The sequence below is a fragment of the Collinsella sp. HCP3S3_E11 genome, from assembly GCF_052067375.1.
In the GTDB taxonomy this organism is placed as follows: Bacteria; Actinomycetota; Coriobacteriia; order Coriobacteriales; family Coriobacteriaceae; genus Collinsella.
Window position 1 is genome coordinate 125,912 of the sequence record NZ_JBQHQI010000003.1, and the last position, 23,236, is coordinate 149,147.

Here is a 23,236-nt window from a genome sequence, read left to right on the forward strand (position 1 = left end):
CGTCGACCAGTCCGCCGCTCGTTAGAACGGCGGAACCTAATAGTCGCGGTAGCGGTAGTACGCCGCGCAGCTGCCTTCGGAGCTCACCATGCACGGGCCGATGGGGTGATCGGGCGTGCAAGTGCGGCCAAAGAGCGGGCAGTCGCTCGGCGTGATGGCACCGCGCAGTACGTCGCCGCAGCGGCACCCACGCGGCTCGACCGTCGCCTCAACGGGCACGTCAAAGCGAGCATGGGCATCAAAGCGCGAGAACTCAGGGCGGATGGAAAGGCCCGAGTTGGCAATTGGCCCCAGCCCGCGCCATGTGGTGTCGCATGGCTCAAACACCTGCTCGACCAGCTGTCGCGCCACGGGGTTGCCGCCTGCGTTGACGCCACGGCGGTAGGCGTTGTCGATCGTGGGCCTGTCCTCGGCAACCATCTGGACCAGCATGCAGATGCCTTGCAGGATATCGACCGGTTCAAATCCCGTGACCACGCCCGGGGTATCGAACTCGTCGACCAAAAAGCTAAAGGGCGCCAAGCCCGTGATAGTGGCGACGTGGCCCGGCAGGATAAAGCCGTCGATGGCGGTCTCGGGATCGTTGGCGATGGCGCGCAACGCCGGCGGCGTGGTCTTGTGGGCGCAATAGACCGAAAAGTTCAAAAGCCCGCGCGCCTCGGCCTCCAAGATGGCAGCGGCGATGGTGGGCGTCGTAGTCTCAAAGCCCACGCCCATAAAAATGACCGGGCGTTCGGGATTTTGCTCGGCAATGTCGAGCGCATCGAGCGGGGAGTAGACGATGCGGATATCGCGCCCTGCCGCCTTTTGCGCAGCGAGCGAGGTGGACGATCCGGGCACGCGCATCATGTCGCCAAAGGTGGTGATGATGGCGCCGTCTATGTTGGCGAGCGCGATCGCGTGGTCGATGTCACGGTTGGCGGTAACGCAGACGGGGCAGCCCGGGCCGCTCAGCAGCTTGAGCCCGGCCGGCATAATGGAGCGAAAGCCATAGCGGCCGATGCTCACGGTGTGCGTGCCGCAGACTTCCATAAGGTTGATGGTACGGTTGCCGACAAGACCGCGAATGCGTTCGATGAGCTCGCGAGCCAGCTTGGGGTCGCGAAATGCCGAAAAGTCGATACCGGAGCGCACCGGCTGTCCGGCCGCCACTAGTATGCCTCGGCCGGGTTGCTGGCCAGTTGGTCTTCTTCGGCCAGTTCGGTCATGGCGTTAACGAGCTCGAGCGTTTCTTGCGCTTCCTGCTCGTCGACGATTTGGATGCCAAAGCCGGCGTGCACGAGAATATAGTCGCCAACCTGCGCCGTCGGCACGAGTCGCAGCGACACCGGACGCTCGACGCCCATCATATCGACGGTGGCCTTGAGGCCGTCGTCGCGTTTGACTACTTTACCGGGGACGGCAAGGCACATATTGTTCCCCTTTTATACGTTTTGCGCTGGATAGGCGCTCAATAATCCATCAGTTGATGGTAGCGCTCGCGGGGTTCGCGGGCAAACGCGTTACGCCTGTGAGACGGCTGGGCACAGCGGTGTGCGAGAGCGAGCTACTGCGATGCGATCTGCGCAAGACGAGCGCTTGCGACCGCCGCCTGACCGTAGGCGATGCAGCCGTCATTGACGGGCACGGTATGGGGGATAAGGACAGTAAGACCTGCGCTTTTGAGCTCGCGGGTGAGGAGCTGGAGCAGAAGTCGGTTCATGAACACGCCGCCCGAGAGCGCGACGGTGTCGATGCTCTCGCACGCGCAGATCTCGCTGGCGATGCGTGCCGAGGAGCGCGCGACGGCGACATGGAAGTCGAGTGCGAGCCTGTCGGCGGGCACACTGGCTCTGGTTCCCTCCAAAAGCGCCGCAAAAAGTGAGCTGGGGCTCAGGACGAGAGACCTGCTCGAGGTAGCTTGGACAGTTAGTTCAGATTTGTACTTTTTAGAGTGGTAATGGGTGGTATAAATCGTCTGCGAGGGCCCCGAATGGGTTGATTTGGGGTATCCGGCGGGCGAATTAACCGCAAATGAGGTGCCTGGAGAGCCCTCTTCGGGGTAATCTGAGCCAAAACCGTTGGTTAAAGGGTCTGTTTTTAATACAAATCTGAACAAACTGTCCATTCGCAATGGGTCAGATGCGGAACAGCCGTCTTTATCGCCGGGAACATGGGTAATTTTGCTGCCGAGCGCGCGCCAGGCGGCGGCTTCGAGTTCGATGGCGGGCTCGCCTTCGTAGGTTGCCTGCCCGCAAATGCCCAAAACTGCAGCGGCGGCGTCAAAGAGACGCCCCATACTGCTCGTGCGTGGGCTGTTGATGTTCCGCTCGATCATCGTTGCCGTCACGCTGCGTGTTTGCTCGTCTAGGCCGTCCAAGAGCCGCTCGGCCCCCGGATGTTCAAGCAGGCCGAGCTCACTGAGCAGGGCAAAGGCGTTGCGGCGGGCGTCGTGCACGGAGGCCGCCCCGCCGGGGAGCGTCCAGGTGCGCAAATGCGCGGCGCGCTCAAAGCCGCCAAGGCTGGCAACAAGAAACTCGCCGCCCCAAATGGTCCCATCGGTGCCGGCGCCGGTGCCGTCAAAGGCGATGCCAAGGACGCGCGCGTCGGTTGTAAGCTGGCCCGCGGCAATCGCCTCTGCCATTACGCTCGCGATGTGCGCATGATGGTGCTGCACCTCGACGAGCGGCAGATTGCATTTTCGCGCCTGCTCGCGCGCCCACTGGCTCGATAGATAGCTGGGGTGTAGATCGCAGGCCAAGGCGGCGGGCGCCAAGTCAAAGAGATCTTCCAAGCGTGCGCGCGCGGCGTTCCAGGCATCGAAGGTCCCGCCGTTTTCAACATCGCCGATATGCTGCGACACAAAACAGGTTGCCTCGCCGTTCGTCCCTTCACGCGTGAGCGCAATCGTGGCCTTGTGTTGTGGCCCGCAGGCGAGCACGCAGGACGGAGCGCCGTCGAGCGCCGGCAACGGCAGCGGCTGGGGTGCATATCCGCGAGCGCGGCGAACGGGCATAACGGCGCCGTTCGCCGCGCGCACCACAGAGTCGTCGTAGCGCGAGAGAATCGCACGGTCGTTGCCAAGTAGCGCGTCAGCGATGCCGGCGGCAACAAGGTGCTCCCATGCAAGGGTATCATCGGTCTCGATAGGTTCCTCGCTCAGGTTTCCGCTGGTCATGACGAGCGCGTGCATGCCGCGGGCTTCTGCCGCGGCAAGCAGCAGATGCTGAAGCGGGGTGTAGGGGAGCATAACGCCGAGCTCGGGCAGATCGTGCGCGACGGATGGCGCGAGCGCGAGGGCGTTGGGGGAGCCGCCGCTCTCGCAAACGGCACGTCGGCGCAGCAGCACGATGGGGCGAATGCTGCCGGCCAGCAGGCCGCGCTCAACGTCGTTGACATGGCACAGGCGTTCAGTATCGGCAAGGCCGCGCACCATAACGGCAAGCGGTTTGTTGCTGCGGCGTTTGCGGCGGCGAAGCTCGGCTACCGTCTTCTCGTTGGAGGCGTCGCATACCAAGTGAAATCCGCCCAGACCCTTGATGGCGACGATACCGCCGTTGGCCAGCAGCTCAACACAGCGGTCGATAATGGCGTCGCTGGTCTTGCGCGTGGTGCCGACGGTCAGCGACGCGGCGGCTTCGCCGGCCTCGCGCCACGTAATGTGCGGCCCGCAATCAAAGCAGGCATCGGGCTGCGCGTGAAACCGCCGGTCAAGCGGGTTGCCATACTCTGCGGCACAGGTGGGGCACATGGGAAAGCAATCCATCGAGGTGGCCGTTCGGTCATAGGGCAGCGACCGGATGATGGTAAAGCGCGGTCCGCAGTTGGTGCAGTTGATAAAGGGATAGTGAAAGCGTCGGTCGGCGGGGTCGAACAGCTCGTGCAGGCAGTCGTCGCACGTGGCGATGTCGGGCGAGACGAGCGTCGTGTGGGCGGTTTGATCCTGCGATGCCACAATGCGAAAGCCCCGTTCGTTGGCGGCGTCCCAGTCGCCGGGCGCTAGGTCCATAACCTCGACATGCTCCACACGAGCTGCCGCAGGCGTATGCTCCGATAGCGCGGCGACAAAGCCGTCGAGCGCCTCGACCGAAGCGTGCGCCTCGATATGCACGCCATCGCCCGCGTTAAGCACCCAGCCGCAAATGCCGTGCGCCATGGCCTCGCGATACACAAATGGCCGCATGCCAACGCCCTGCACAATGCCCGTTACATGGATATGCACATGTCGCATGCGACCCTCCTTCATCGAGACCTGCCAAAAAGGGACAGGTTTATTTTGGTCGGTAAAACGTTAAACCTGCCAAAACAAACCTGTCCCTTTTTGGCAGGTGCGCCGCGCAAAGACCCGCTACAGCCCCAGGCTCTGCTCGGTGGCGGCGCAGGTGAGCTCGCCGTGTTTAACGCCGCGCAGGCCCAGCAGACGGTCAGCCAGCTCGTAGACACGCTCGCCGCGACCCTTGAGCGCCAGAATCTCCAAGCAGTTGTGGTGGTCCAGATGCACGTGCATGGTCGAGACAATCTCGTCGGTGTAGTCGTGCTGCACCTCGTCCAGACGGCGCGTCAGATCGCCGGTATGGTGGTCATAGATCATGGTGAGCGACCCGATGACCTGCTCGTCGGGCGTTCGCATCTGCTCCTTGGCAATGGAGGCGCGAATCAGGTCGCGCACGGCCTCGGAGCGGTTGGCAACGTCGCCGCGGCGCGCGATTTGCTCGTCAAAGCGGCGCAACAGGTCGTCGGGAGCGGTGACCGAAAAACGGACCAGCTCGGAGGCGGAGCCGCTGAGGCGGCAGCCCACGTCGCCGGTCGGCCCGTGCGGATGCTCGTGCTCGCAGGCGTGCTCGTGCTCGGCCACGCTACACCAGCTTTACGGAGCCAACGGAGTTATGGTCGGCCTCGATGGCCTCCTCGTAGCCCTCGAGTGCGTCGTGCGCCTCGTGGAGCGCCGCCATGGCGGCCTCGAGCTTGGCGCCAATGCGCTCCATGTCAAAGTTCTCGGTCGCATGCAGCAGCTGATGGCTCCACTCGTGGGCGAGCTCAATGGTGTCGTCGACCTGCTTGACGCTCATGGCAAGCTGGCTCATGTTCATTCCGACGTCATGCATGGGAATCTCCTTTTGTACGGGTCTAATCAGTGGTTCAGATTCTACTACGCCCGCTTTACGCATCGCCGCATAAGAAAACGGGTGCGAGTCCGTCTGACCCGCACCCGTTCACTGGGGGCTGTTTGTGATTACCATACTATCCGTGGTCGCGGGTGCAACACCCGGCTCTCCGGCGAGCGGCACAAAACCACTCATGGACGGCAACACATGACCGGCGCATTACAGGTGCTTCTCAAGCAGCGCCTGCAGCCTGGCCTTGGGCAGCGCACCGACGGAGCGGTCGATTTCCTCGCCGTTCTTAAAGACAACCAGCGTGGGGATGCTCATAACGCCAAACTTCATGGCCAGGTCCTGATTGTCGTCGACGTTGCATTTGGCGACGGTAATCTTGCCGGCCAGCTCGTCGGCCATTTCGTCAACAATGGGCGAGAGCGAACGGCAGGGACCGCACCACGGTGCCCAAAAATCAACCAGCACGGGAAGGCTGCCGTTAACGACGGAATCGAAATTCTCGGGGGTAATCTGCTTAATGTCAGCCATAGTGACCTCCATAATGCGACGCGGCTCTGCCGCGTAAAACTCAGTACGACTGTGCTTATACCCAACGGCCCGCAATGCAACCACTCGCGGGCGGCTCTTTTATATAATGGTGGGCATGCAAACGATTGGAGAGCGCATGCCCACGTCACAAAGCCAGAAAAAAGAAGCCATCGCCCAGGCGGCCGAGCAGGAGCTCGCATCGCTCGCGGGTCGCGGCGTGCGTATCGCGGGCAACGCGTGCTCGCCGATTGTGCTGGTAAAAGGAGATTTAGACGATGCCGAGCGTGCGGGTGGCGAGTTGGCTGCCGGTCCAGACGGCGCCGCGTTGCGTAAGGCGCTCGGCGCCATCGGTTACGCGCCCGAGGATTTCTGCGTGCTGGCAAGTGTTGCCGGCGCGGGCGACGGGGCGGTTGCGGCAGGCGAGGACCTGCCGTGCGAGCTGTTCCGCGAGGCGCTCGAGGCCTTGGATCCCGAGGCGGTCCTGCTGCTGGACGATCGCGCGGCCGATACCATGCGCGAGACCTACGCAGACATGCTCGTGGCGATCGACGACTTTGATACCGCCATGCTCAAGCCCGGCTTGGTCGCCCACGTGCAGGGTCGTCGCGTACTCGCGCTCGACGGCTTTGAGGCCGCGCTGACCGACAAGGCCGACAAGCAGCGCATGTGGGCCTACATCAAGCAGCTGACCCCGGCCGCCGCGCCGCTGTAGCGGACTGGCGCCGGCAAGGCGGTCCTGATGGGTCGAGCGCGGCGCCGACTTGTCGCGCCCTTACATCACTGCGCGAAACTCAAACCGATCGCCGTGAATGCGAAACTGGCAGTTGCCGTTCATGCGCTCGACGGCAAGCTTAATGCTCCTGGTTCCAAAGCCGTGTCCGGTGTGCTCGGCAACGGGCATGCCGTCGACCATGCGCGGCGGGCGCCCAAACGTGTTGGAAACCAAAAGTAGCAGTTGCCCGTCCTCGCAACGCAGGTCCAGATCGACAAATCGCTTGCCCTGGGGAGCGGCGCTTGCGGCGACGATGGCGTTGTCCAGGGCGTTCGAGAGTACGCTAAACAGATCGACGTCGGCTACATGGACGCTCTCGGGCACGGCGGCGCGCAAATCGGCGGTGATGCCGTTTCGGTTGATATCGGAGCTAAATGACGAAAGCACGATATTGACCGTGTCGTTGGCGCAGTAGCGGCGCACAGCGGTGCGGTCGTTTGTCTCGCAGAGCTCGTCGATGCGCTCGAGCGCCTCGTCGGTGCGGCCCTCCTCGATCAAAGCCGCAAGGCCGCGCAGGAAGTGCCGCATGTCGTGGCGGAGAACCGAAAGCTCACGTCCAGATTGGCGCCAGGCCTCGAGCTCCTTGATGGCTGCGCTGTCGCGGGTCGCGAGCATCCAGCGCTCGCGCTCGGCGATTTCCTTTGCCTCGTATTCGCGCAGATACACAGTAAGAAACATGAGGTAGAACGCGCAAAGCGCAAATGCCAAAAACTCAACCGTCACCACGGAGCCCGAGTGGAAGAGCGTGGTGTAGACGTTGGTGGCGTAGTCAAAGATGTAATAGACGAGCGGCAGGATGAGCAGAATCTCGAGCTCGGTGGGGGTTTTAACCGCCAGGCGCGGACCGATGTCGCTGGCCCAATGCAGCAGGATTGCAAAGACGACGGCCGTGGTGATAATGCGTGCCGCGTAGTACGCGATTTGCGAGTCGGTGGCGGCGAGCGCGGCGATGCCCATCCAGTTGCTGAACTGGCAGCTCAGATAAGCACTGGTGACGCCCAGCATAACGAGCAGCGGGCTCAGGCGATAGCGCGCGCACAGGTAGATGACGAGCGGCAGATGCACGACGAGCGGATATACCTGACGGGCGAAAAGCTCGCCGCCGACGGCATTGGCGAGGCCGAATGCGCATCCGGTTACGGCGCCGACCATCACCAGCTCAAGCGCATGACGCCGGTTGATCTCGATACCGCAGAGCGCCGCCGAGGCAAAAACGCCAAAAAGCAGGGTCGTTGCGTGGTGGATTGCCCAAAGTACCATCTCGGCCGCGGGGAGCATTAGCGCCTCCCGCTCTCGAACCGTGCCGCAAAGTAGGCATCCTGGAAACCCTGCTTGCAGCTGCGCGCCAGCGGGATGCAAGCGCCCGAGCGCATGACGATATCCGTACGGTTAAAGTGGTCGATATTGCGCAGGTTGACCTGGTAGCTACGGTGACATTTAAAGAAGTTCGCGTTTTTGGCCAGCTGGTCCTCGATGTTGCGGAACGGCTCGAGCGCTTCGATGTCGCGCCCGTCGCGCAGGTGGAATACCACGTGCTTGTTGCGGGCCTCGGCGTATTCGATATCGGACAGGCGCAGAGCATGGTATCCAAAGGACGTTTTGGTCACGAGCTCATCGGTCGCGTCAGGTCGCATGCTCGAAAGCTCGTCGAGCAGTTGCGCTAGGCGTTCGTACGTTACGGGCTTGAGCAGGTAGTCGAAGGCACGGACCTCATAGGACTCCAGCGCGAACTCGGGCGATGAGGTGAGGAACACCAGACGCACGGCTGTATCGGATTGGCGCAACTCCCGCGCGGTGTCCATGCCGTTGACGAGCGGCATAATCATGTCGAGCAGAATGATGTCGGCGCGCGATGCGGCATGGCGGGCCAGCAGGTCCTCGCCGCGCGTGACGAGTGCAACGTCGACCGCCGTGCCCGTCTCGGTCGACCAGCGGTCGATCATCCGGTGCAGTCTATCTAGAAAAGCGACGTCGTCGTCGCAGGCGATGATCTTGAGCATTCGGGCCCCCTTAGTAGTTCGATTTTGCCACATTGGGTGCGCACCGCCCGCGGGGGAACACCCCGTTTGCGCCCCACGGTGCGCAACTCGCGCCGAGCGGCAGGGCGTCAGTTTTGACGGCCGCACAATACTCCATGGATACACATGTCAATCGATGCCGGCGGTCGGACGGGGAGTCAGGCCGCCCGCCGGCGCCAAGCGATAGCGAACATTGCGAAAGCATAGGGGTAAGGGGAGCCGTGATGAGGGAGAAGAAGATGGGGATGCGCAGACTTGCTGCTTGCGTGCTGGCTGCAGCGCTGGCGCTTGGGGGCGTGGCGACGACGCTCGCCACGCCTACGGTAGCCGAGGCGTATCCGTCCGCCGCGATCAAACCGAAACACCTGAAAAGCGAGCTTTCGTATGGCGAAAGTGATGTAATCCAACTTTCCGGCGGCAAAGACTATCGGTTTGCCGGCACGGTTGATATCGACCACTATGAGGTCGAGGGTGGCACCAAGGAGAACCCGACCCGCCTATATTTCACTGACAGCTCGTCTCTGGGCGGTCCGCTGACCGTCGAGCGTGACCTTACATATTCGCAACACCCGCTCTTTGTGCTCAAGGGCGGTTATGTCGAGTTTATCGGTGATTCGGGTGTCCCGACCGAGGTACGCTGCGATGGAAAAACGTTTTTGAGCGATAGCAATGATTACGAAGCGCGTGGAGGTGTCGATAAACCGAATACGGGCAAGAGCCTCAACCTTTCCGTGGAAAACCTCAAGCTTGTTTCAAGGACCGAGAACAAAGATACCGATCGGGCAATCACGCTCTATGGAACCATGGGTGCGGGGGAGACGGCCAGCTTCACGAACGTGAGTGTCAGCGGTTGGAAATGCTGCAAGAACAGCGCATTCAAGGTTGACAAGGGTAATGAAATTTACGAAGCCTCGCCGGCGCCTGTAACTATCAGAGGCAGCCAGGTCGCGGTGGATGCAACGTTTGTCAACTGTACGTTTAAGAATAATAGTGATGACTGCGTCGGCGCCTTGAGCGTGGTCGGGCGGTCGAAGACTCCAAAAGTTACGTTGAACGGCTGCACGTTCGAAAACAACAGTCAGGGAATGATTGCGTGCGACGAGATGAAGGTTGAGAGCGGTCATGTGCATGCGGGCAATATTGGCGTCAAAAATGCCATAGTCGCCCTGAATAACTGCAGTATCCGTTCAACAAATAACACGTCATGGAATGGACCCTGCTCTTATATGTTCAATGTGTGGGGTATTCAATATCAGATGCACATGACGAGTGCCATTGCGGTGGCAAAGGATGCGTCGTGCACCATAAACGGTACGGTTATCGACGATTCGTTCGTGTTCCCCTCTGATAGATTCAACGGTCGCGACATAAGCGGTCAGGACGAGAAGCGCTGCGCGGTTTACGCCCTTGGTTCTGTGACGCTCGCCGGCAACACGAAGGTCACTACGGCCAAGGCGAAGGGCGTCGATGCGTCCGATGTCGCGTCCGATGTCGGTAGCTACGGTAAGGTTCACGTCGATGAGTCTTTTACGGGCACAGCCGTCCTGTCTATCGACGATACCAAGTTCGATCCCGAGTCCAATAAGCAGTATTACTACTATGAGTATGTGGACCTTGTCACGAGCGATCTTTCGCAGGAGGATCTCGCGAGCAGGCTCAAGCTCGCCAACGAAAACCTTGCATACGACGTTACCGATGGCAAGGTCAAGGTTATCCATCGCAAGCACGAGCACGAGTGGATCTATTCCACCAACAAGGATGGGTACAGCATCGCGGCTACGTGCAACGGACAGTATGAGGCCTCGCACTGTGTCTACTCCGGGGATGGCGAGAAGATCTCGCTGATGTCGTCCAAGAGCGGCGACCTGAGCTTTACCTACAACGGCAAGCCGCGCGATGCCGTGCTTGCTACGACTAAGCCGTCTCAAAAGGACAACGCTGTAGCCCAGGGCAAGGTAACGATTGTGAGCGCACGCTTTTACCGTTTCGTGGATGAGAATGACACCGTGGGCATCGAGATGGAAGGGTCGCAGCCGTGCGATGCGGGTACCTATCGCGTGGTGGCGACGGTTGCCATCGAGGGACAGAGCGATGTTACGCTCGAGCGCGTGTTCAAGATTAACCCCGCCTCGCTTGCGGAGAAGGACTCCAGCCGCAAGGATCTTTGCAAGGTCGAAATCATTGGCTACGACAAGTTGAAGGATAACGTCAGGTTCAGCAACGGTGACGTGCTCAACGACGTTCCGTCTTATGAGTGGACGGGTGAGGAGATAACGCCTCGCATTAAGGTGACGTATAAGCTTGGCGACGAATGGATTGAGCTTAAAGAGGGCGTCGATTTCGAACGCCTCGCTTGGGGCGAATCGGTTTCGGAGAAAGATCCAGGTGCGTACCGGAGCCAGCTCTGGGGCCTGGGAAACTTCTCATCCTACGAGTCAATTTACTCCTGCAAGTTTTTCTACTGGAGCATCTACGGCACGCAGTTCGAGAATGTTCAGGCCAAGGGCTTTGACGGCACCTATGATGGCAAGGATCACTCGCCGTCGGTGACGGTCGACAACGCCCCCGAGGGCATGCAGATCGAATATAGCGTCGATGGTGGCTTGCTGTACGAAGACCGAATCCCCTCCTATACCGATGTCACGCGCGATGTCTACGGCAACGTGTGCGCCGAGACGATTAAATATCGTATTACCGCACCCGACTACGTGCCGGTGGAGGGCGAGCTCGAGATAAAAATCACCCCCGCCGAACAGGCTGCTCCCAAGGACGTTAAGACGACGGCCGCGACCGGACATGCCTTGGCGGATGGCAGCATCGACGGGATTGATAACACCTACGAGTGGAAAGCCGAGGCCGCCGGCGACTATCAGTGGATTGCCGAAGGCGAGACGTCGGTTAAGGGCCTCGCCGCTGGCAAATACAGCGTTCGTCTTAAGGCCGACCGTAACCATAACGCCTCTGAGGCCCTGACGGTTGAGGTCAAGGACGGCCCCAAGAAGGCCGACGGTAGCGGTTGGAAGCACGACGACGCCGAGCACTGGAACACCTGCACCTGCGGCAAGGAGGACGTTGACCGCGCCCAGCACGACTTTGAGTGGGTCGTCGACCAGGACGCCACGGCCGATAAGCCCGGTTCCAAGCACGAGCGCTGCAAGACGTGCGGCTACGAGTGCGAGTCTGTCGAGATTCCCGCCTTCGGCATCAAGGGCTACTCCGACGAGTACGACGGTGCGTATCACACGGTTGATGCGACGAGTCTGCCCGAGGGCGCGACGGCCCAGTACAGCACCGACGGCAAGAAATGGTCCCTCGAGGCCCCCAAGATTAAGGACGTCGGCACGCTGACCGTTGCTTACCAGGTGACGATTGACGGTGCGACCGCCGAGGGCGAGGTCACGCTCGAGGTCAAGCCGCGCGCGATTACGGTCACCGCCCAGGCCGCTTCTAAGACCTACGGCGAGGCCGACCCCGTGTTTACGTGGGCGATCACATCCGGCGAACTCGTTGAGGGCGAGAGCCTTCAGGGTATTGAGATTGAGCGCGATGATGACGACAGCGTGCACGACGGTGGCTATGCTCTGCACCTGACGCAGCCTGAGGGCGCCAACTCCAACTACAAGATCACGTTCAAGGACGGCACCTTTACGATCGGTAAGCGCGAGCTTGCCGTAACGTGGGACACCACTACTGGGTTCACCTACGACGGCGAGGAGCACTGCCCCCAGGCGAAGCTCCACAATGTCATCGAAGGTGACGATATCTCCGCGTACGTCGACGGCGCCAAGGTCAAGGCCGGCACCTACACGGCGAAAATCACCGAGCTGACGGGCGACGACGCGGGTAACTACAAGCTTCCCGCCGAAGGCCTGACGTGCGAGTTCTCCATCAAGAAGGCGCCCCAGGGCGCGCCGGTGGTCCAGGCTGCGGCCGAGACCGTGAGCGGCAAGCGTGACGGCAAGATCACGGGCGTCGACGCGACGATGGAGTGGCGTGCCAAGGGTGCTGACGAGTATCAGGCGGTGGACGAGGGCACGGCCGAGCTTATGGGTCTTGCCGCCGGCACGTATGAGGTGCGCTACCAGGCCAAGGCCAACTACGACGCTTCTTCCGCCACCGAGGTTACCGTGGCGGCCGGTCCCAAGCTGGTCGTGACGCTGCCGAGCAATCAGGTGGGCTACGCGCTCACCGCGACGGCAACCGAGCTCGACTGGCACGGCGCCGCAACGCTCACCATGAGCATCGACAGCGCGTACTTTGCGGGCAAGGACTACGCCGTCAAGGTCAACGGCAAGGCCGTTAAGCTTTCCGCCAAGGGCACCTATGAGCTCAAGGACGTCGAGGGCGATGTGAACGTGACGGTCGAGGGCGTGCTTAAGCACGAGCCCGACGGCTCCGGCTGGGCACGCGATGCCAAGAACCACTGGCATAACTGCCGCTGCGACGACATCATCGACAAGGCCGAGCATACCTTTAAGTGGGTTGTCGACAAACCGGCGACTACCGAGGCCAAGGGCGAGAAGCACCAGGAGTGCACCGTCTGCGGCGATCAGGGCGCAACCGAGGAAATTGCGATTCTGGTACCCGAGATCATCGACGGTAAGGGCCAGACGATGGTGGTTGACGCCGCCAAGGACCTGAGCTTCCGTTCGAGCGCACCGCTCGCGTTCTTCCAGAAGGTGCTGGTCGACGACAAGGAGGTCGCCGCCGAGAACTACGTGCTCACCGAGGGTTCCACGATCGTGACGCTCAAGACGAGCTTCCTGAATACGCTCGGCGTGGGCGAACACAGGCTGAGCGTGGTTTCGACCACGGGCACGGCCGAGACGACCTTTACCGTTGCCGAGGCTGCCAAGCCCGCTCCTGGCCAGACCACTACGACTACTACGACCACGACTACGACTTCCAAGCCTAAGAAGAGGGCTAGCAAGGAGGCGTTGCCTGAGTCCGGCGACAGCACTTATGTCGTCGCGGGCGCCGTACTCGCTGCCGGTGTGGCAGTCCTGCTGCTGGCGTGGACCATCATGAAGCGCCGCGCTTAACCGCGCACCAGCTCCCAGCGGGTCCGGATCGAGCGATCCGGACCCGCTTTTATGCCCACCGCCTCTCGGACCAAGATAAAACGGGCCGCTCGAACCGTGTGGCGGATCCATTTTCGACTGTCCTCAGCTTGCCAGTTCGAAAATGGACCCGCCCCAAGATTGAATCCTTATTCCAACTTTACACCTGGCTTTACAGCTGTCTTGTCAGCTGTAAAGCCAGGTGTCATACTAAAGCCCCAAGATTCGCCAAAAGAGAGGGGCCTTGATGGCACAGAGCGCGAACATGGATGCATCGGAGCTTGCACGCGATATCGCGGCCGGCCTGGCATCGGCAACGACGGCAACGGAGCGCGCGGCACTGGTGCCCGCAGAGCTCGTCGAGGCCATTCATCAGCTAAAAACCCAACGTGACGCAGTGATCCTGGCGCACTATTATGTGGCGCCCGAGGTTCAGGCTGTGGCCGATTTCGTCGGCGACAGCTTCTACCTGGCAAAGCTTGCCAAGAGCCTGCCGCAGCAGACTATCGTGCTGTGCGGCGTGGAGTTTATGGGCGAGAGCGCCAAGCTGCTCAACCCCACCAAGACCGTGCTGCTGCCCGATCCGGGCGCGGACTGTCCCATGGCGCACATGGTCAAGCACGAGACGGTCGACGCGGCGCGCGCCGAATATGGCGACGACCTGGCCGTGGTGTGTTACGTCAACTCGACGGTCGAGATCAAGAGCTGGAGTGACGTGTGCGTTACCAGCTCTAACGCCGTCAAGATCGTCTCCGAGCTGCCGCAGCAGCACATCTTGTTCATTCCCGACCAGAACCTGGGCCGCTTTGTGGCCGAGCAGGTGCCCCAAAAGCACGTCATCCTCAACAACGGCTACTGCCCGCGCCATCACATCATCACCGTCGAGCAGATTGTCGACGCTCAGGAGGCGCACCCCGACGCGCTCGTGCTGGCGCACCCCGAGTGCAAGGCCGACGTCCTGGCCGAGGCCGACTACATCGGCTCCACTGCCGGCATCATCAAGTATGCCGAGGAGTCGGACGCGAGCGAGTTTATCATCGTGACGGTCCGCGGCGTGCTCTACGAGCTCGAGCGGCGCTGCCAGGGCACCGGCAAGAAGTTCTACTTCCCCGCGGTGCAGCCCACCTGCGTCAACATGGATCTCATCACGCTCGAAAAGCTCGTGCGCTGCCTGGAGACGGGCGAGGGCGAGGTGCAGATCGGCGTGTCGGATGAAGCCGCCGACCAGGCCAAGCTCACGCTCGACCGCATGCTCGAATACGCGGCGCGCTAGAACGATGTGACATGAGGGACCATCCCTTATGCCACATTACAAGGGAGAGGATTCCTGTGGAAACCAAACAATGCCCCGACATGGAGTGCGATGTCGTCATTGCCGGTTGCGGCGTGGCGGGCCTATACGCGGCCCTCAATCTGCCGACGAGCACGCGCGTGATCATGCTCTCCAAGGGCGCTGTTGACGAGTGCGATTCGATGCTCGCGCAGGGCGGTATCTGCGTGCTTCCCGAAGGCTCTGACTACGACGCCTTCTTTGAGGACACCATGCACGCCGGCCACTACGATAACCGCCGCGAGAGCGTCGACATCATGATCCGCTCGAGCCGTTCGGTCATCAACGACCTGCTGGCCATGGGCGTGGACTTTGAGCGCAAGGCCGACGGCAGCCTCGATTTTACCCGCGAGGGTGCGCACAGCCGCCCGCGCATCGCCTTCCATGCCGACATTACGGGCAAGGAGATCACGACCAAGCTCCTCCAGGCCGTTCGCAAGCTGGATAACGTGCAGATTTTGGAGCACGTGGCCATGACCGACATCCTGACGGGCGAGCGTGATGGCGCCACGGCGTGCATCGGCGTCGTCGCCGTTCCCGTGGACGAGGACAACTCGGTTCGCCCCGCCGACGAGCTGGCAAATGCCGCCGAGGGCGTGCATGCCGGCGAGCCGTTTAAGATCCATGCCCGCCACACGCTGTGGGCGACAGGCGGCATCGGCGGTGTATACGACCACTCGACCAACTACCCGCAGCTCACCGGCGATGCCTGCTACATTGCCCAGGAGCATGGCATTAAGATGGAGCACCTGGACTACGTGCAGATTCACCCCACGGGACTGTTCTCGCCGCAGCCGGGCCGCACCTTCCTGATCAGCGAGAGCTGCCGCGGCGAGGGCGCGATTTTGCTCAACGCCGCCGGCGAGCGTTTTACCGATGAGCTTCAGCCGCGCGATGTGGTCGCTGCCGCTATTCGCGAGCAGATGAAGCAGGATGGTACCGAGCACGAGTGGCTGAGCTTTGCCCCCGTTGAGCGCGACGTGGTGACCGGACACTTTGCCAACATTCGCGCACGCTGCCTGGAGGACGGCCGCGACATCTTGGACGAGCCCATCCCCGTCACACCCACGCAGCACTACTTTATGGGCGGCGTGTGGGTCGACAAGGACGGCCGCACCTCGATGCCCGAGCTCTACGCCGCCGGCGAGACGGCCTGCAACGGCGTTCACGGCAAGAACCGCCTTGCATCAAACAGCCTGCTCGAGGCGCTGGTCTGGGGTCGTCGCGCCGCGTGGCACATGCGTACCGGCGAGTCGCTCGCCGTGGAGCAGGCGGGCGAGCCCGCGCTCGATGGCCGTCATCGCGCCCTGAGCGCCGACACCCTGGCAATCGATGATTTGGCCCGTGCCGCCGGCACGCAGGCCGTGGAGGAGTAGACCATGAACCCCATTACCATGAAGCTCGTCGTCGATGATCTGATTCTGCAGGCTCTGCGCGAGGACATTACGTTTGAGGATGTGAGCACGGCGAGCGTGTGCCCCACGGCGCGTCCCGCCACGGTGGAGCTCATCGCCAAGGCCGATGGCATCATCGCGGGCCTGGATGTGTTCGCTCGTACCTTTGAGCTGCTGGATTCGCAGAGCTCGGTGCTGTTTGACGTTGCCGATGGCGACGAGGTGCACGCCGGCGACCATGTGGGCCAGGTACGCGGCGATGCGCGCGTGCTGCTTTCGGGCGAGCGCGTGGCGCTCAACTACCTGCAGCGCATGAGCGGTATCGCTACCTATACGCACCAGATGGCTGCGGCGCTCGAGGGCACCAAGACCGTGCTCGTCGACACGCGCAAGACCACGCCGGGTATGCGCGTCTTCGAGAAGGCCGCGGTCGAGATCGGCGGCGGCAGCAACCACCGCTACAATCTGTCGACGGCCGTCATGCTCAAGGACAACCACATCGACGCCGCCGGCGGCGTGACGCGTGCGATCGAGATGGCGCGCGCCCATGCATCGTTTACCGCGACGGTCGAGATCGAGTGCGAGAACCTGGACATGGTGCGCGAGGCCGTGGAGGCCGGTGCCGACATCATCATGCTCGACAACATGACCCACGATGACATGGCTGCCGCGATTGAGTTTATTGCCGGTCGCGCCAAGACCGAGTGTTCGGGCAACGTGGATGCCAGCAATATCCGTGCGCTTGCCGACCTGGGCGTTGACTTTATTAGCTCGGGGGCGTTGACGCACTCTGCGCCGATTCTCGACCTCTCGCTTAAGCACCTGCGTCTGCTGGACGGTAAATAATGGACGCCCGCGAGCGTCGCCGTGCCATCATGGGCGTGCTCGAGCGAGCCAAAGACCCCGTCTCCGGCAGTACGCTTGCTCGCGAGGTGGGTGTGAGCCGCCAGGTTGTCGTGCAAGACATCGCCCTGCTGCGCGCCGATGGGCACGATATCGTGGCGACCAATCGCGGCTACGTGCTGCAGGAGGCCCCCAGCAGCCCCGCCGTGCCCACGCGCCTGGTCAAGGTTCGCCATAGCATGGAGCAGGCAGGCGATGAGCTCACGAGTATCGTCGACGCCGGAGGCGCCGTGCTCAACGTGATCGTCAATCACCGCGTGTACGGTAAGATCACGGCCGACCTGGACATCCGCAATCGTCGCGATGTTGAGCGCTACCTGCACGATATCGAGAGCGGCAAAAGCTTTCCACTACTAACGGTGACGAGCGGCTATCACTTCCATCGCATCGCGGCAGAGGATGAGCAAACCCTCGACGAGATCGAGGCTATGCTCAAGGAGAAGGGCTATCTGGCAGACCTGATGCCCTACGAAGACGATCTGTCGTAGCCGATGCTGCAAACGCCCCTAAGCGGCAATCTGACGTTCAATCGTCGGTCGCGTACAAAAGTACGCTTCCCTCCTCTTTCACGTCACCTTGCTCGCTTAGGGGCGTTTTCGCTGACTTATGCTCAACCTGCGACGGTGCCAAATTAGCTATCCGTACAAAAAAGAGGCCTCTGCGGCGATGCGGAGGCCTCCTTTTTTGTGCACGGTGTACTTGTGAGTGTGCAAGTGGGGGAGTTGTTACTCCTCGACGATCTCGGTGATCGCGCCGGCGGGGCAAGCGTCCTGGCAAGCGCCACAGGCGACGCAGGAGTCCTCGTCAGCAACGGTAGCGACGTCCTGGAGCTCCAGAACGCCAGCGGGGCAGGAGTCGACGCAAACGCCACAAGCGATGCACTCGTCGGCATCAATTACGGGATGAGCCATGGTAGTTTCCTCTCTGTTGACCGACGCTACAGGCGATGCGCGCCGGTTTGATTCGGGCAAAAACATACCACGTGAGCGACCGTTTGCAATACCCTCTGGCCGGCATCTTCATACCATTCGCCGAGTATGCCACGGCTTACTAAGAAACGCACAGGTGAGGCTGGTGAGCTGTGCAAATGTTAGCTAAAGGTGACTCGAATTATTGAGCAATTGAGTGGGCTTTCGGAAAGCGCATCCCGTTATCTGGTCGAAAAACGGGTCGCAGTTTCCGGTTGGGCCCGCTAGCGGAAACTGCGACCCGGTATCAGCTCTCAAAACGGGATATGGTTTCCGGTTGAGCCTTCAGACGGAAACTACGACCCGGAATCCACACTCAAACCGGGACGAGCTTTCCGTAAAGCAGCCCCAGGCACCCCCGGCCCAAACCTCAGCCATCTCTACATAGATCTCGAGAGATTTGCCGAGAACTCAATCAGCGCATCTACCTGCGCATTCGAGAACCTAAACTCTAAGTGATAAGAAATCTTATATGAATTGACTTAGATTTTGTATATTCCGGTCCATAAGGGGATACACTACATCCTGAAAGACAAACCGAAAGACCGCTTGGCAGACCGCCGAGTCGGTGCAAACGCACAAGAGAGAGGGAATTTCTAATGGGCAAGATTCTTGGTATCGACCTTGGTACTACTAACTCCGCAATGGCCGTTCTCGAGGGCGGTTCTCCGACCATCATCGTGAACGCCGAGGGCGACCGCACCACCCCGTCTGTCGTGGGCTTCCGTGCCGACGGCGACCGCGTCGTGGGCAAGGCCGCTAAGAACCAGGCGGTCACCAACCCCAAGAACACCGTGTTCTCCATCAAGCGCTTCATGGGCCGCAAGTACTCCGAGTGCACCTCCGAGCTCAAGACCGTGCCGTATGAGGTCAAGGAGGGCCAGGGTGGCCGTGCCGTCGTCGACATCGAGGGCAAGGAATACACCGCCGAGCAGGTGAGCGCCATGACGCTCGCAAAGATGAAGGCCGACGCCGAGAAGTATCTGGGCGAGACCGTCACCGACGCCGTCATCACCGTCCCGGCCTACTTCAACGATGCCCAGCGCCAGGCCACCAAGGACGCCGGTAAGATCGCCGGCCTCAACGTTAAGCGTATCGTCAACGAGCCGACCGCTGCCGCTTTGGCCTATGGCCTGGACAAGCAGGGCTCCGACCAGCGCATCCTGGTCTTCGACCTGGGCGGCGGTACCTTCGACGTCTCCATCCTCGACCTCGCCGACGGCGTGTTTGAGGTTCTGTCCACCTCGGGCGACAACCACCTGGGCGGCGACGACTGGGATCAGCGCGTCATCGACTGGATGGCCGATAAGTTCCAGCAGGAGAACGGTGTCGACTTGCGTCAGGACCCCATGGCCCTGCAGCGTCTGAAGGAGGCCGCCGAGAACGCCAAGAAGGAGCTCTCCGCCGCCCAGCAGTCCACTATCAACCTGCCGTTCATCACCATGAACCAGTCCGGCCCGCTGCACCTCAACTACACGCTGACCCGCGCCGAGTTCGAGAAGATCACCCGCGACCTGCTCGAGCGCTGCAAGCAGCCTGTCACCAACGCCCTGCGCGACGCTAACCTTAAGCTCTCCGATCTGACCGAGGTCATCCTCGTCGGCGGCTCCACCCGTATGCCCGCCGTCCAGGAGCTCGTCAAGACCATGACCGGCAAGCAGCCCAACATGTCCGTGAACCCCGACGAGGTCGTTGCCGACGGCGCTGCCGTCCAGGGCGGCGTGCTCACCGGCGACGTCGAGGGCATCCTGCTGCTCGACGTTACCCCGCTGTCGCTGGGCGTCGAGACCATGGGCGGCATCATGACCAAGATGATCGACCGCAACACCACGATTCCGACCTCCAAGACCGAGGTCTACTCCACCGCTGCCGACAACCAGACCAGCGTCGAGATCAACGTGCTCCAGGGCGAGCGCGAACTTGCCCGCGACAACAAGTCGCTCGGTAAGTTCCAGCTGACCGGTATCCCGGCTGCCCGCCGCGGCGTGCCGCAGATCGAGGTCACCTTCGACATCGACGCCAACGGCATCGTCAAGGTCTCCGCTAAGGACAAGGGCACCGGCAAGGAGCAGCAGATCACCATCTCCGGCTCCACCGCTCTGTCCGACGAAGAAGTCGATCGTATGGTCAAGGACGCCGAGGCTCATGCCGAGGAGGACAAGAAGCAGAAGGAAGAGGTCGAGGTCCGCAACCAGACCGACAGCCTGTGCTACTCCACCGAGCAGACCCTCAACGAGCTGGGCGACAAGGTTTCCGCCGACGTGAAGTCCAAGGCCGAGGCCGCTATCGCCGATGCCAAGAAGGCGCTCGAGGGCTCTGACGTCGAGGCCATCAAGGCCGCTGGCGAGTCCCTGCAGTCCGTGGCCTACGAGCTGGCTCAGGTTGTCTACGCCGACGCTCAGCAGCAGACCGACGGTGCCGCCGGCGCCCAGCCTGCCGACGATGACGTCGTCGACGCCGACTACGAGGTTGTGGACGACGAGGACAAGTAATCATGTCCGCCCGTAAAGCTCGCACGGAGGCGGCTGCCGTTGGAGCCGCCCCCGTTGACTCTGAGGAGAAGGACGTGAAGATTCCCGTAGAGGCCGTCGACGATACCGAGGCCAACGAGGCCGAGGCCGCCGAGGCTGTCGAGAACCAGGTAGAGGATTCCAACAAGGAGGCGACGATGACCGAGGACGAGATGGTGGAAGCCGCTATCCGCGCCGGTGAGGAAGCCGCCGACAACGACTTTAAGCTCAAGTTCGAGCAGGCCCAGAAGGAGCTTGCCGACGTGCGCAATGAGCTCGATGCTGCGGCAGAGGCTCAGAAGGCTGCCGAGGACAAGGCGAAGGACGCCACCGAGCGCACTGCCCGTCTGCAGGCCGACTGGGAGAACTTCCGTCGCCGCACCGCCAGCGAGCGTATCGCCGAGCGTGAGCGCGCGACAGAGAAGCTTGTCACTGCGCTGCTGCCGGTGGTCGACGATATCGAGCGCGCGATCGACCATGCCCGCAGCCAAGAGCTTGCCGACGACTTTAAGCAGTTCGTCGACGGCGTCGACGCGGTGCATGCCAAGCTACTCGATGTGTTTGCGCACGAGGGCGTTGAGCCCATCGACCCCAAGGGCGAGGCGTTCGATCCGCTCGAGCACCAGGCTGTGGGTCGCGTCGAGGACTCGTCGCAGTACGACGAGACCGTCAACGACGTGTACCAGAAGGGCTACCGCATGGCGGACCGCATCCTGCGTTCCGCGATGGTGACGGTGACCTACGGTGGCGAAAAGCGCCCCGCACCGGAGCCCGAAGCGGCGCCCGAGGATGCTGCGGCCGATACGGCCGAGAGCACCGAGGAGTAATTGAGAAGGGCCCCGGGGCAACACCCGGGGCCCTTTCTGGCCTAGTGCCATATGAAAGCATGAACCGCCGCCCGCTGGGCGACGGATAAAACAGGAGAGGAGCTACGATGGCTGCAGGCAAAACCTTCTATGACATCCTGGGCGTATCCAAGAGCGCCTCCGACAAAGAGATCAAGAGCGCGTTTCGCAAGCTCGCGCAAAAATATCACCCCGACGCCGGCGGCGACGAGGCCAAGTTCAAGGAGATCAGCGAGGCCTACGAGACGCTTTCGGACGAGAAGAAGCGCAAAGAGTACGACCAGATGCTCATGTTTGGCGGCATGCCGGGCGCAGGCGGCGCGTATGGCGGCGGCTACGGTGCCGGCGCGGGTGCCAGCGGCTGGGGCGACATCTTCGACAGCATCTTTAGCGGCAACGGTGCCTGGGGCAGCGATTGGGGCTCGGGCTTTGCCGGGGCTGCGGGCGCTGCCGGTGCCGGCGCGGGTCGCAGCCGCGCTCGCAAGGGCGGCGACCTGTCGCTGACCGTCGATGTGACGGCCGAGGACGCGTTTCGCGGCGTGACGCACAAGGTCACCTATCGCATTCCCTCGACAGGCGAGCAGCAGACCATTACGGTCTCGGTGCCCGCGGGCGCGGTCGACGGCGGCAAGCTGCGCTACAAGCGTCGCGGCGAGTATGGCGTCGCCGGTGGCGAGCGCGGCGACCTGGTCGTGACCACGCATGTGGAGGAACACCCGCTGTTTAAGCGCAAAGGCGCCGACGTGACCATGGAGGTACCGGTCTCGGTCTACGAGGCGGCGCTCGGCTGCACGGTGGACGTGCCCACGCCCGGCGGTGCGACGGTCCGTTTGAAAGTGCCTGCGGGTACCCAGACGGGCAAGAAGTTCCGCTTTAAGGAGATGGGGGCGCCCGACGTTAAGCACCGTGGCCGTACGGGCGCGCTGCTCGTCGAGATCAAGGTACAGGTTCCCACGAACCTATCCGATGACGAGCGCGATGCCATGACCAAGCTGCGCGAGGCCGACACGCGCGACTACCGCGAGAAGGTCAACCGTTACAAGGCGACGTTCTAGGGCGGTCGCGGTACACGCCCACGCCTGCGGGCTTATGATGGACGATAACGAGACGGAAAGGGGTCAGGTAGCATGGCCGAGGACAATAGGAACAAACCGCTGTACATGATCAGCGTGGCGGCCGAGCTGACCGGCATGCATCCGCAGACTCTGCGCGTCTACGAGTCCAAGGGCCTGGTGAACCCCCAGCGCTCGGGCGGCAACACGCGCCTGTATTCGCGTGCCGATATCGAGCGCCTGGAGCTCATCAACCAGCTGACCGACGAGGGCATCAACCTTGCCGGTGTGGTGCGCATCCTCGATATGAAGGAGCGTGCCGAGGAGCGCGAGCGCGAGAACGAAAAGCTCCGCGCCCGCATGCGCCAGCTCGAGGACGAGCTGCACGAGTACAAGATGCAGAAGAAGATCACCTCCCTGGCCCCGCGCGATGGCTCGGTTAATCCCGAACAGGTCATGCGCAAGCTACTGGGAGCCGGCGGGGATCTCTAGGTTCCGCCGTTCTAACGAACGGCGGACCGGTCGACGCTGCGCGCCGCCCAGAGCGACAATTTGTCATTCAAAAGGCAAGGCATGACCAGAAGGTCTATGCCTTGCCTTTTTCATGCCAACTTGTTCGCTCTGGACGTCGCTCGCTGTCCGTCCTCTACCTGCGGCGTTGCCATGGTCCGGATGCGGCACTTGGGGACGTTCCTCACTTTGGAAATGCGGCCCGCTCTCTGTCCGTCCTCGACCTGCGGCGTTGCCTTGCTCCGGATGC

At 61.9% G+C, this 23,236-nt stretch carries 19 protein-coding genes; 10 read left to right on the forward strand and 9 right to left on the reverse strand.

Annotated elements, in window-relative coordinates:
* Nucleotides 1-36: 36 nt before the first annotated feature.
* The 6 genes from hypD to trxA form a co-directional block, all read right to left on the reverse strand.
* Nucleotides 37-1,152 carry a hydrogenase formation protein HypD gene (gene hypD, locus ACTM86_RS03605; RefSeq protein WP_441015356.1) on the reverse strand — a complete coding sequence of 372 codons (1,116 nt, stop codon included), beginning with the start codon at nucleotides 1,150-1,152 and terminating at the stop codon, nucleotides 37-39.
* Nucleotides 1,152-1,412, reverse strand: a complete 261-nt coding sequence (locus tag ACTM86_RS03610; protein ID WP_427727316.1) for a HypC/HybG/HupF family hydrogenase formation chaperone — start codon at nucleotides 1,410-1,412, stop codon at nucleotides 1,152-1,154. Before ACTM86_RS03610 ends, hypD begins: the two co-directional genes overlap by 1 nt.
* Nucleotides 1,413-1,546: 134 nt before the next feature.
* Complete coding sequence (gene hypF, locus ACTM86_RS03615; protein WP_441015358.1) at nucleotides 1,547-4,210, reverse strand: carbamoyltransferase HypF; 2,664 nt, start codon at nucleotides 4,208-4,210, stop codon at nucleotides 1,547-1,549.
* 117 nt (nucleotides 4,211-4,327) lie between these two features.
* Nucleotides 4,328-4,834 (reverse strand): nickel-responsive transcriptional regulator NikR, encoded by a 507-nt coding sequence (gene nikR / locus ACTM86_RS03620; RefSeq protein ID WP_370450671.1) that lies wholly within the window; start codon nucleotides 4,832-4,834, stop codon nucleotides 4,328-4,330.
* Between the two features lies 1 nt (nucleotide 4,835).
* Nucleotides 4,836-5,084: a hypothetical protein gene (locus tag ACTM86_RS03625; RefSeq protein ID WP_006235225.1), complete on the reverse strand. Its 249-nt coding sequence runs from the start codon at nucleotides 5,082-5,084 to the stop codon at nucleotides 4,836-4,838.
* Between the two features lie 219 nt (nucleotides 5,085-5,303).
* A complete protein-coding gene (gene trxA / locus ACTM86_RS03630; RefSeq protein WP_441015360.1) occupies nucleotides 5,304-5,624 on the reverse strand; it encodes a thioredoxin in 321 nt (106 codons plus the stop codon).
* A 136-nt stretch (nucleotides 5,625-5,760) separates the two neighbouring features.
* Between trxA and ACTM86_RS03635 the strand changes: the two genes are divergently transcribed.
* Nucleotides 5,761-6,336: a hypothetical protein gene (locus tag ACTM86_RS03635; RefSeq protein WP_441015362.1), complete on the forward strand. Its 576-nt coding sequence runs from the start codon at nucleotides 5,761-5,763 to the stop codon at nucleotides 6,334-6,336.
* A 60-nt stretch (nucleotides 6,337-6,396) separates the two neighbouring features.
* Here ACTM86_RS03635 and ACTM86_RS03640 read toward each other — a convergent pair whose 3' ends face one another.
* A complete protein-coding gene (locus ACTM86_RS03640; RefSeq protein ID WP_441015364.1) occupies nucleotides 6,397-7,674 on the reverse strand; it encodes a sensor histidine kinase in 1,278 nt (425 codons plus the stop codon).
* Nucleotides 7,674-8,396 (reverse strand): LytR/AlgR family response regulator transcription factor, encoded by a 723-nt coding sequence (locus ACTM86_RS03645; RefSeq protein ID WP_427727330.1) that lies wholly within the window; start codon nucleotides 8,394-8,396, stop codon nucleotides 7,674-7,676. Before ACTM86_RS03645 ends, ACTM86_RS03640 begins: the two co-directional genes overlap by 1 nt.
* A gap of 242 nt (nucleotides 8,397-8,638) precedes the next feature.
* Here ACTM86_RS03645 and ACTM86_RS03650 point away from each other — a divergent pair, with 242 nt between their 5' ends.
* From ACTM86_RS03650 to ACTM86_RS03670, 5 genes are all read left to right on the forward strand, one after another.
* Nucleotides 8,639-13,456: an MBG domain-containing protein gene (locus ACTM86_RS03650; protein ID WP_441015366.1), complete on the forward strand. Its 4,818-nt coding sequence runs from the start codon at nucleotides 8,639-8,641 to the stop codon at nucleotides 13,454-13,456.
* 265 nt (nucleotides 13,457-13,721) lie between these two features.
* Complete coding sequence (nadA, locus tag ACTM86_RS03655) at nucleotides 13,722-14,747, forward strand: quinolinate synthase NadA (protein WP_441015368.1); 1,026 nt, start codon at nucleotides 13,722-13,724, stop codon at nucleotides 14,745-14,747.
* A gap of 56 nt (nucleotides 14,748-14,803) precedes the next feature.
* Nucleotides 14,804-16,180, forward strand: a complete 1,377-nt coding sequence (locus ACTM86_RS03660; RefSeq protein ID WP_441015370.1) for an L-aspartate oxidase — start codon at nucleotides 14,804-14,806, stop codon at nucleotides 16,178-16,180.
* Nucleotides 16,181-16,183: 3 nt separating this feature from the next.
* Nucleotides 16,184-17,044, forward strand: coding sequence for a carboxylating nicotinate-nucleotide diphosphorylase (gene nadC, locus ACTM86_RS03665; protein WP_441015372.1), 861 nt, complete (start codon nucleotides 16,184-16,186; stop codon nucleotides 17,042-17,044).
* Nucleotides 17,044-17,589 (forward strand): transcription repressor NadR, encoded by a 546-nt coding sequence (locus ACTM86_RS03670; RefSeq protein WP_441015374.1) that lies wholly within the window; start codon nucleotides 17,044-17,046, stop codon nucleotides 17,587-17,589. The genes nadC and ACTM86_RS03670 overlap by 1 nt, the downstream gene beginning before the upstream one ends.
* Before the next feature lie 237 nt (nucleotides 17,590-17,826).
* On the opposite strand, the gene ACTM86_RS03675 is transcribed toward ACTM86_RS03670, so the two are convergent.
* Nucleotides 17,827-18,078 (reverse strand): indolepyruvate ferredoxin oxidoreductase subunit alpha, encoded by a 252-nt coding sequence (locus tag ACTM86_RS03675; protein ID WP_158564522.1) that lies wholly within the window; start codon nucleotides 18,076-18,078, stop codon nucleotides 17,827-17,829.
* A 590-nt stretch (nucleotides 18,079-18,668) separates the two neighbouring features.
* Here ACTM86_RS03675 and dnaK point away from each other — a divergent pair.
* The 4 genes from dnaK (at nucleotide 18,669) to ACTM86_RS03695 (ending at nucleotide 22,968) form a co-directional block, all read left to right on the forward strand.
* On the forward strand, nucleotides 18,669-20,561 hold the full coding sequence (dnaK, locus tag ACTM86_RS03680) for a molecular chaperone DnaK (RefSeq protein WP_154518137.1): 1,893 nt from the start codon (nucleotides 18,669-18,671) through the stop codon (nucleotides 20,559-20,561).
* A 2-nt stretch (nucleotides 20,562-20,563) separates the two neighbouring features.
* Entirely contained in the window at nucleotides 20,564-21,406 is an 843-nt protein-coding gene (locus tag ACTM86_RS03685) for a nucleotide exchange factor GrpE (protein ID WP_427727348.1), read from the forward strand.
* A 107-nt stretch (nucleotides 21,407-21,513) separates the two neighbouring features.
* A complete protein-coding gene (locus tag ACTM86_RS03690; protein WP_154518131.1) occupies nucleotides 21,514-22,479 on the forward strand; it encodes a DnaJ C-terminal domain-containing protein in 966 nt (321 codons plus the stop codon).
* A gap of 72 nt (nucleotides 22,480-22,551) precedes the next feature.
* Nucleotides 22,552-22,968 (forward strand): heat shock protein transcriptional repressor HspR, encoded by a 417-nt coding sequence (locus ACTM86_RS03695; protein WP_427719306.1) that lies wholly within the window; start codon nucleotides 22,552-22,554, stop codon nucleotides 22,966-22,968.
* Nucleotides 22,969-23,236 lie beyond the last annotated feature (268 nt).